This window comes from Mycobacterium sherrisii (assembly GCF_002102355.1).
Classification (GTDB): Bacteria; Actinomycetota; Actinomycetes; order Mycobacteriales; family Mycobacteriaceae; genus Mycobacterium; species Mycobacterium sherrisii.
In genome coordinates, this window is sequence record NZ_LQPT01000120.1 from 24320 (window position 1) to 30744 (window position 6425).

General features: G+C 65.3%; 9 protein-coding genes. 5 read left to right on the forward strand and 4 right to left on the reverse strand.

Going from position 1 to position 6425, the window contains the following annotated elements:
• The first annotated feature begins 20 nt into the window (after nt 1-20).
• Nucleotides 21-458, forward strand: a complete 438-nt coding sequence (locus tag AWC25_RS25180) for a DUF6319 family protein (RefSeq protein ID WP_085168088.1) — start codon at nt 21-23, stop codon at nt 456-458.
• A 38-nt stretch (nt 459-496) separates the two neighbouring features.
• Here AWC25_RS25180 and AWC25_RS25185 read toward each other — a convergent pair whose 3' ends face one another.
• Nucleotides 497-1342, reverse strand: a complete 846-nt coding sequence (locus tag AWC25_RS25185; RefSeq protein WP_085168090.1) for a phytanoyl-CoA dioxygenase family protein — start codon at nt 1340-1342, stop codon at nt 497-499.
• 71 nt (nt 1343-1413) lie between these two features.
• Here AWC25_RS25185 and AWC25_RS25190 point away from each other — a divergent pair, with 71 nt between their 5' ends.
• Nucleotides 1414-2748 carry an adenylate/guanylate cyclase domain-containing protein gene (locus AWC25_RS25190; protein ID WP_069400171.1) on the forward strand — a complete coding sequence of 445 codons (1335 nt, stop codon included), beginning with the start codon at nt 1414-1416 and terminating at the stop codon, nt 2746-2748.
• Here AWC25_RS25190 and AWC25_RS25195 read toward each other — a convergent pair.
• Nucleotides 2745-3995, reverse strand: coding sequence for a cytochrome P450 (locus tag AWC25_RS25195; protein WP_085168092.1), 1251 nt, complete (start codon nt 3993-3995; stop codon nt 2745-2747). The genes AWC25_RS25190 and AWC25_RS25195 overlap by 4 nt on opposite strands.
• Nucleotides 3996-4042: 47 nt before the next feature.
• Here AWC25_RS25195 and AWC25_RS25200 point away from each other — a divergent pair, with 47 nt between their 5' ends.
• Entirely contained in the window at nt 4043-4492 is a 450-nt protein-coding gene (locus tag AWC25_RS25200) for a VOC family protein (RefSeq protein WP_069400090.1), read from the forward strand.
• A gap of 34 nt (nt 4493-4526) precedes the next feature.
• Here AWC25_RS25200 and AWC25_RS25205 read toward each other — a convergent pair whose 3' ends face one another.
• Entirely contained in the window at nt 4527-4835 is a 309-nt protein-coding gene (locus AWC25_RS25205; protein WP_069400089.1) for a hypothetical protein, read from the reverse strand.
• Nucleotides 4836-5124: 289 nt separating this feature from the next.
• On the opposite strand from AWC25_RS25205, the gene AWC25_RS25210 reads away from it, so the two are divergent.
• A complete protein-coding gene (locus AWC25_RS25210; protein WP_069400088.1) occupies nt 5125-5385 on the forward strand; it encodes a type II toxin-antitoxin system Phd/YefM family antitoxin in 261 nt (86 codons plus the stop codon).
• Entirely contained in the window at nt 5382-5789 is a 408-nt protein-coding gene (locus AWC25_RS25215; protein ID WP_069400087.1) for a type II toxin-antitoxin system VapC family toxin, read from the forward strand. Before AWC25_RS25210 ends, AWC25_RS25215 begins: the two co-directional genes overlap by 4 nt.
• 266 nt (nt 5790-6055) lie before the next feature.
• On the opposite strand, the gene AWC25_RS27615 is transcribed toward AWC25_RS25215, so the two are convergent.
• A complete protein-coding gene (locus AWC25_RS27615; RefSeq protein ID WP_244899609.1) occupies nt 6056-6247 on the reverse strand; it encodes a hypothetical protein in 192 nt (63 codons plus the stop codon).
• Nucleotides 6248-6425: the final 178 nt, after the last annotated feature.

Genomic DNA, 6425 nt, shown 5'->3' on the forward strand with positions numbered 1-6425 from the left:
AGAAGGAGATCGCCGTACACATGACTGTTGACACTCTGCCAGCCGCACCGTCGTCCGCCGAGGTTGACACTCCGGAAGTCGCAACTTCTTTCGCCGAGAAGCCCGCGCCCGAACGTACACCGGCGCCCGAAGCGCCCACGGCTGCGGAGATGCCGAAGAAGGCTCCGGCGAAGAAGACGCCGGGCAAGAAGGGTAAGACTCTCGAGTTGACCCTCACCGTCACCGGCACCGCCGACGGCGAGTGGCGCGCCGAGCTCAAGCAGGGCAGCAGCTATCTGGCCCGCGACCTGGCCGTCGCGGCCGCCGCCGTCTCCCGGGCGGCCAAGGAACTGCACGAGGACCTCTCAGTCCCGATCGATCAGGTCATCGAAGAGGCCCGCACCCAGCATGCCGCCAAGGTCGCCGCCCTCGAAGCCGAGCTCGAAGCCGCCCGTCAGGCGCTCGCCGATCTGAAGTGAACCGGCGGGTGCTTCGTATTCGCCTGTAACGCAACGCGTTACGGCTGTTCGAGCAGCCGCAGCGGATGCAGGCCGTCGACGGCGCCGACGAACGGCGGGTGGATGCTGTAGCCGATCATGCGCTGCAGGTCGGGGGACAGAACGCGCGCGACGTCGCGCGGGATGGACAGCGTAAAGGCCTCCATGGGGCGCAGCCACGGTTGGCAATACTGGGCGGTGACGGCCAGGCGGGCGCGGTCGGTGGTGTTGGCGCCGCCGCCGTGCCACAGCGTGCCGACGAAGAAGACGCACGACCCGGCGGGCATGACGACCGGTGTGCACGCGTCGTCGGGCCCGGGTGGACGGGCGGGCCAGCGGTGGCTGCCGGGGAAGACGACGGTGGCGCCGTTATCGGGCGTGAAGTCGTCGATCGCCCAGATGGTCGCGGCGGCCAGCGGCGCGCGGGGGCGGGGGATCGGGTAGAAGCCGTCGTCGTGGTGGGGCAGCTGCGCGGACTCGCCGGGCTGGATGTTGATGGCCTGCAAGGCCGAAAGTAGGTAGTTGGGCATCAGCAGCCGGTCGAGCACCGCCAGCACGCGCGGGTGATCGGCGAGGCGGTCGCAGCCGCGGGTCCGGCTGAGCGCGCTGTAGATGCGCTGGGTTTTATGCCCTTCAAACGAGTTGCGGCCGGTGTGGTCGAGCCACGGGCTGACGGTCTCGCGGATCTGTCGGCATTCGTCGGCGCTGAGCAGGTTTTCCCAGATCAGGTAGCCGTCGCGGTCCAGGGCGGCCAAGTCGGCGTCGACGATCGTGGGGTCGACTTGGGCGCCGCTGCTGGGGGTCCACTTGTGCCGGCCGGCCAGGTCGTTCTTGAGGTCGTCCAGCGTCGTGACGGGGTCGTCCATGCATCCGACAGTGGCCCTGCTTGGATCGCCGGTCAAGTGCCGTGACGGCCGGCGGTGGCATGCTTTCTGGCATGGCGACCGTGCCCGAGACCCTCTACGCAAAGGATGGCGACGTCCATCTGGCGTACCAGGTCGTGGGCGATACCGGTCCGAACCTGCTGTTCGTCCCGTCCGGGACGTTTCCGATCGATTTGTTGTGGGATGAGCCGACGGTCGCCGGGCAGCTGCGCCGGCTGGCGTCGTTCAGCCGGTTGGTCATCACCGACCTGCTGGGGGTGGGCAGCTCGGATGCGGTGCCGATCCACGACCGTCCGGCGATGCAAGCGTGGACCGACGGGTTGGTCGCGGTGCTGGACGCCGTCGGCTTCGACTGTGCGTCGGTGTTCGGCATGTCGGAGTCGACGCTGCCGGTCATGCTGTTGGCCGCGGCCCATCCGGGGCGGGTGCGCTCGCTGGTGCTGGCGAGCGGCTATCCGCGGTTCCTGCGGGCGCCGGACTATCCGCACGGGATGCCCGAGCCGGCGTTCAGCCGGTATGTCGACTCGTTCGGTGACAGCGTCGGCCGCGGTCCGGTGACGGACAACTTGGCGCCCAGTTGGGCCGACGACCCGGGCAAGCGCCGGTGGTGGGCGCGCGGTGAGCGGCTGGTGGGTGGCCCCGGCTATTTCAAAGAGATCTTTGATCTGTTTCTGCGCACCGACGTTCGGCCCGCCGTGGAGAGCATCCAGGCGCCGACGTTGTTGCTGCACCGCCGCGACAGTCGGCACGTGCGGGTCGGTCACGGGCAATACTTGGCCGAGCACATTCCGCAGGCGCGGTTGGTGGAACTCGACGGGGACGACGACGTGTGGTTCGCCGGGGATGCCGACCGGGTGCTGGACGAGATCGAATCGTTTATCACCGGCGGGCGCGCGGCGCCGACGACCAACCGGGTGCTGTCGACGGTGTTGTTCACCGACATCGTCGGGTCGACCGAGCGGGCCGCGGCGCTGGGCGATAACGCGTGGGCGGTGGCGCTGAGCGCGCACAACGAGATCGTGCGAAAACATGTCGCGAGCGCACGGGGCAGCGTGGTGAAATTCACCGGCGACGGTGCGTTGGCGACGTTCGACGGTCCTGCCCGAGCGATCAACTGCGCGTGCGCAATTCGTGACTCGGTGCAAGACCTCGGCATCGACATTCGGGCCGGCCTGCACACCGGTGAGGTGGAAATGACCGACCGGGACGTGCACGGGATCGCGGTGCATGTCGCGGCGCGCATCATGGGACTGGCCGGGCCCGGCGAGGTGCTGGTGTCCGGCGTCATTCCGCCGCTGGTGCTCGGAGCGCGAATTGCGTTCAATAGCCGCGGGACTCACGAACTGCGCGGGGTGCGGGGGCGCTGGCCGGTGCTCGCGGTGGCCTAGCTCCTCGGCGTGAACGTGACCGGCAGCTTGCTCAGCCCAGTCATGCTCGGGTTGCCGAGATATTGGTGGGCTGCGTCTTGGACTTGGTAGTCGGGGATGCGGTCGAGGACCGCCTTGACCATCACCTGCGACATCAGCTGCGCCAGATGCGAGCCGATGCACCGGTGCGGGCCGAGCCCGAAGGCCAAGTGGCGGTTGGGTGTTCGGTCCAGGATGATTTCGTCGGGTCGGTCGAATTCTTTTTCGTCGTGGTTGGCAGAGAGCCAGCTGATGATCAGTCGGTCGTTCTTGCGCAAGCGTTGGCCGTTGAGTTCGACGTCTTTGGTGACCGTGCGGCTCAGTGAGCGGTTGACGCTGAAGTAGCGCAGGAACTCGTCGGTGGCGGTGCGGTGGAGCCCGGGGTGGTCGATGAGTTGTTGCCGGAGTTTTTGATGCGTGCCCAAATGCCTTAGCGTGAGCGCGGTTTGGGAGGTGGTGGTGTCAACGCCGCCGGCGATCAGGTTCCACACGATGTTGAGCAATTCTTCGTCGGTGAGGTGTTGCCCGGCGAACTCGAATTGGATGAGGAAGCTGGTCAGGTCTTCTCGTGTGTGGGCCCTGCGCTGTGCGGCGTGCTGGAGGACTTCTTCCATCATGGCCGGCACTTTGGCGATGGCGTCGGCGTATTCGGGGCTGTCTTGCGGCACGGCCATGACGTTGTGAAAAAGCGTGGCGTAGAGGTGCCAATTGTCCAGCGGCAGTCCCATCAGCTTCATCGTCAGGATGGCCGGGACCGGGCTGGCGTAGTCGAGCACCAGGTCCATGTGGCCTTTGTCGATGTGCTGGTCGAGGAACTCGTGGGCCTTGTCCTCCATGAACGGCTTGAGTTTCTCGACGGCGCCCGGGGAGAAAAACGGGGCCAGCGCGTGCCGTAGGGCCAGGTGGTATTCGCCGTCGACCTCGCCGATGCCCAGGGCCGGTTGGCCTTCCGGGCGCGGGACACCCATCTCGCCCTGGTAATCGACGCCGTTGTCCGCGTTGGGCTCGTACTTGTGGGAGAAGGTGGCGTCGTCTCGGGCCGCTTGGCTGACCGCGTCGTAGCTGCTGAGATACCAAAACCCGCCGTAGTTCGTGTTCCAAGCGACCGGGCATTTCTGCCTGAGCTCGGCGTGGACGGTTTCTTGGTTGTCGTTGAAGGCGTCGCAGTGGTGGTCGAAGTCGACGATCGCGTCTCCGGCGACGTCGGGGCGGGGCGATTGCTTTCTCACTATCTTTGCATTATTAAGCTTCTGGGCCCGGAACTGAAGTAGGAGCGATGGATCATCGAACGGTCTTCAACCACGTCGGGCTGTGTGTCGCCGATACCGCGCGGTCGCGGCGGTTCTACGAGGGCCTGTTGGGCTTTCAGTTCTGGTGGGAGCTTGACCCACCCGATGGCCCGACCGCCAAGCTGGTGCAGCTCCCGGAGCCGCTCGGTGTGCACGCGACCTACTTAGTGCGCGATGGCTTCGTGCTCGAACTCATGGACTACTCTGCCCGCGAGGTACATGCCGGCGCGGAGCGCGTCATGGATCAGATTGGGCTGACACACATTTCACTCTCGGTGTCCGACCTTCCGGGTGTGCTGGCTCAGGTTGCTTCGTTCGGGGGAGCGGTGGTCGACGGGACGGTGACCGACGCCATGGCAATGATTCGGGATCCGGACGGGCAGCTGCTGGAGTTGCTGTCGGACGGGTGGCTTTCCGCGTTGCCGCCCCGGCCGTAGTGCTGGTCGCTTTTCTCCTGGACACGTGCCGAGATCAAGAGCGTTGTCGCGACGTCACCCGTTCCCACCAGTTGATGGTTTCGCCGTCGGTGGTCATCTGATCGAGGAGGTGGGCGATGGACTCGATGTGCGTCCCACCGGCGCCGGACCAGCAGAACTTCCACAACGCGCGGGCCGCTCGGTGATAGTGGTGAATTGTCTCGTCGACGGCGTAGGCGTCGACCTCGCCGCTACGGTAGCCGTCGATCGCGGCCGCGACGTGCTCGATGAGCTCGCCCAGGCGCGCCTCGTGGTAGCCGGCCACGCGTTCGCGCGCCGCGCGGCGTTCGGCCTTCGTGCCCATAGCGGGACGATACCGCCACCCTTCGGTGCGTCGTGACCACTCACATGGCGCGGCAATCAAGGCTTGGCTCAACGCATTCGGATAGCTCAGCTCACTTGCCGGCAGGCCGCGCTTATGCCGGCTCCTCATCAGCGGATAGTTGCATTGGCTGCCGTCGCCCCTCAGGTTGCGCGAGGCGGTGGGCGATCACGTAGCGGGTTTCGCGGTGGTGTCCGTATCCGCAAAGTGCTGCTATGGCGCCGTGGGACAACTACTGGCCTTCGGCCTACGATTGTGCTACGTTCGTCGCATGACTGAGGTGGCGTCTCGCGAGCTACGCAACGACACTGCGGGTGTGCTTCGCCGCGTGAGGGAAGGCGAGGACGTCACCATCACGGTCAACGGTCGACCTGTCGCGGTCCTGACGGCAGTTCGCCCCCAGCGTCGGCGTTGGTTGAGCAAAACCGAGTTTCTGTCGCGGTTGCGTCGCGCCCAAGCCGATCCCGGGTTACGGCAAGACCTCGCGATCCTCGCGGGTGACACCACCGAGGATCTCGGACCGATCCTATGAGCACGGCGCAGGCGGCGGGAGTACTTGATACTTCGGTGTTTATCGCGACGGAAAGCGGCAGGGAACTCAATGAGGCGCTGATCCCCGATGAGGTTGCGACTACCGTCGTAACCCTCGCCGAACTTCACGTGGGCGTGCTGGCCGCGACGACGTCCGACATCAGAGCGCAACGCCTGGCGACACTGGAATCCGTTGCGGACGTGGAGGTGCTGCCAGTCGATGACGAAGCGGCCCGAATGTGGGCGCGGCTTCGGATCCATCTGGCCGAGACGGGGCGCCGGGTGCGGGTCAACGATCTGTGGATTGCGGCCATCGCCGCGGCGCGAGGATTGCCCGTCATCACCCAGGACGACGACTTCGCTGCTTTCAATGGCGCCGCCAATCTACGGATCATTCGCGTCTGACGCTAGGGGTTGGGGGGCGACGCGCAGGCCGCATGGGGTGGGTCAGCTGGACTGCTGGTGATCGGTTCGTCGGACGTTTCTGACGTAACGCCGTTTTGGCGACGTTGTCGCTGCGGTGATCGAAGCGTAGAGCGTCTCTTATCGCCCGCATGACGTATTCATCACCGGCGCCTGACTGCTGACGCGATCAGAGAGATGATTAGTTGAATACAGATCATGCGCTTCAATATTTGCAAGCGTCCAGGCGTTTTCCACAAACGCGACTGCTAGAGGTAGTTCCCTTGCGGCAGTTGTGGTTTAAAGCGCCCCGACCGAACAGTGGCGATCAGGCCCTCTTGCGTCGCCGAACCGCTTCCGAGCACAGTGCGCCGAACGATCTCCCGGATGTCAGCGCCGCTGATATTGGTGCCGAAATGCGCTGCGACGAACTGTACGTCAACGCTGTCCCCGCCGGGCACACCGCGAAGATAGTTGGTCAGGATTCGCGCTGCGGCGTCACGGCTAGGGTAGCCGATCTCGATGATGGAATCGAAACGTGCCGTGCGGATCGAGGCAGCATCTAGTGTAGTGAGTTATTAATTCGCGTTCGGATAGTAGGCTTGGTGTATGCCGGGTCCTGTTGCTGTGCCTGTGGTG

Bases quoted from the DNA above. Each gene is read 5' to 3' on its own strand.
- AWC25_RS25180 (WP_085168088.1), top strand. From the start codon at position 21: ATGACTGTTGACACTCTGCCAGCCGCACCGTCGTCCGCCGAGGTTGAC.
- AWC25_RS25185 (WP_085168090.1), bottom strand. From the start codon at position 1,342: ATGGACGACCCCGTCACGACGCTGGACGACCTCAAGAACGACCTGGCC.
- AWC25_RS25190 (WP_069400171.1), top strand. From the start codon at position 1,414: ATGGCGACCGTGCCCGAGACCCTCTACGCAAAGGATGGCGACGTCCAT.
- AWC25_RS25200 (WP_069400090.1), top strand. From the start codon at position 4,043: ATGGATCATCGAACGGTCTTCAACCACGTCGGGCTGTGTGTCGCCGAT.
- AWC25_RS25205 (WP_069400089.1), bottom strand. From the start codon at position 4,835: ATGGGCACGAAGGCCGAACGCCGCGCGGCGCGCGAACGCGTGGCCGGC.
- AWC25_RS25210 (WP_069400088.1), top strand. From the start codon at position 5,125: ATGACTGAGGTGGCGTCTCGCGAGCTACGCAACGACACTGCGGGTGTG.
- AWC25_RS25215 (WP_069400087.1), top strand. From the start codon at position 5,382: ATGAGCACGGCGCAGGCGGCGGGAGTACTTGATACTTCGGTGTTTATC.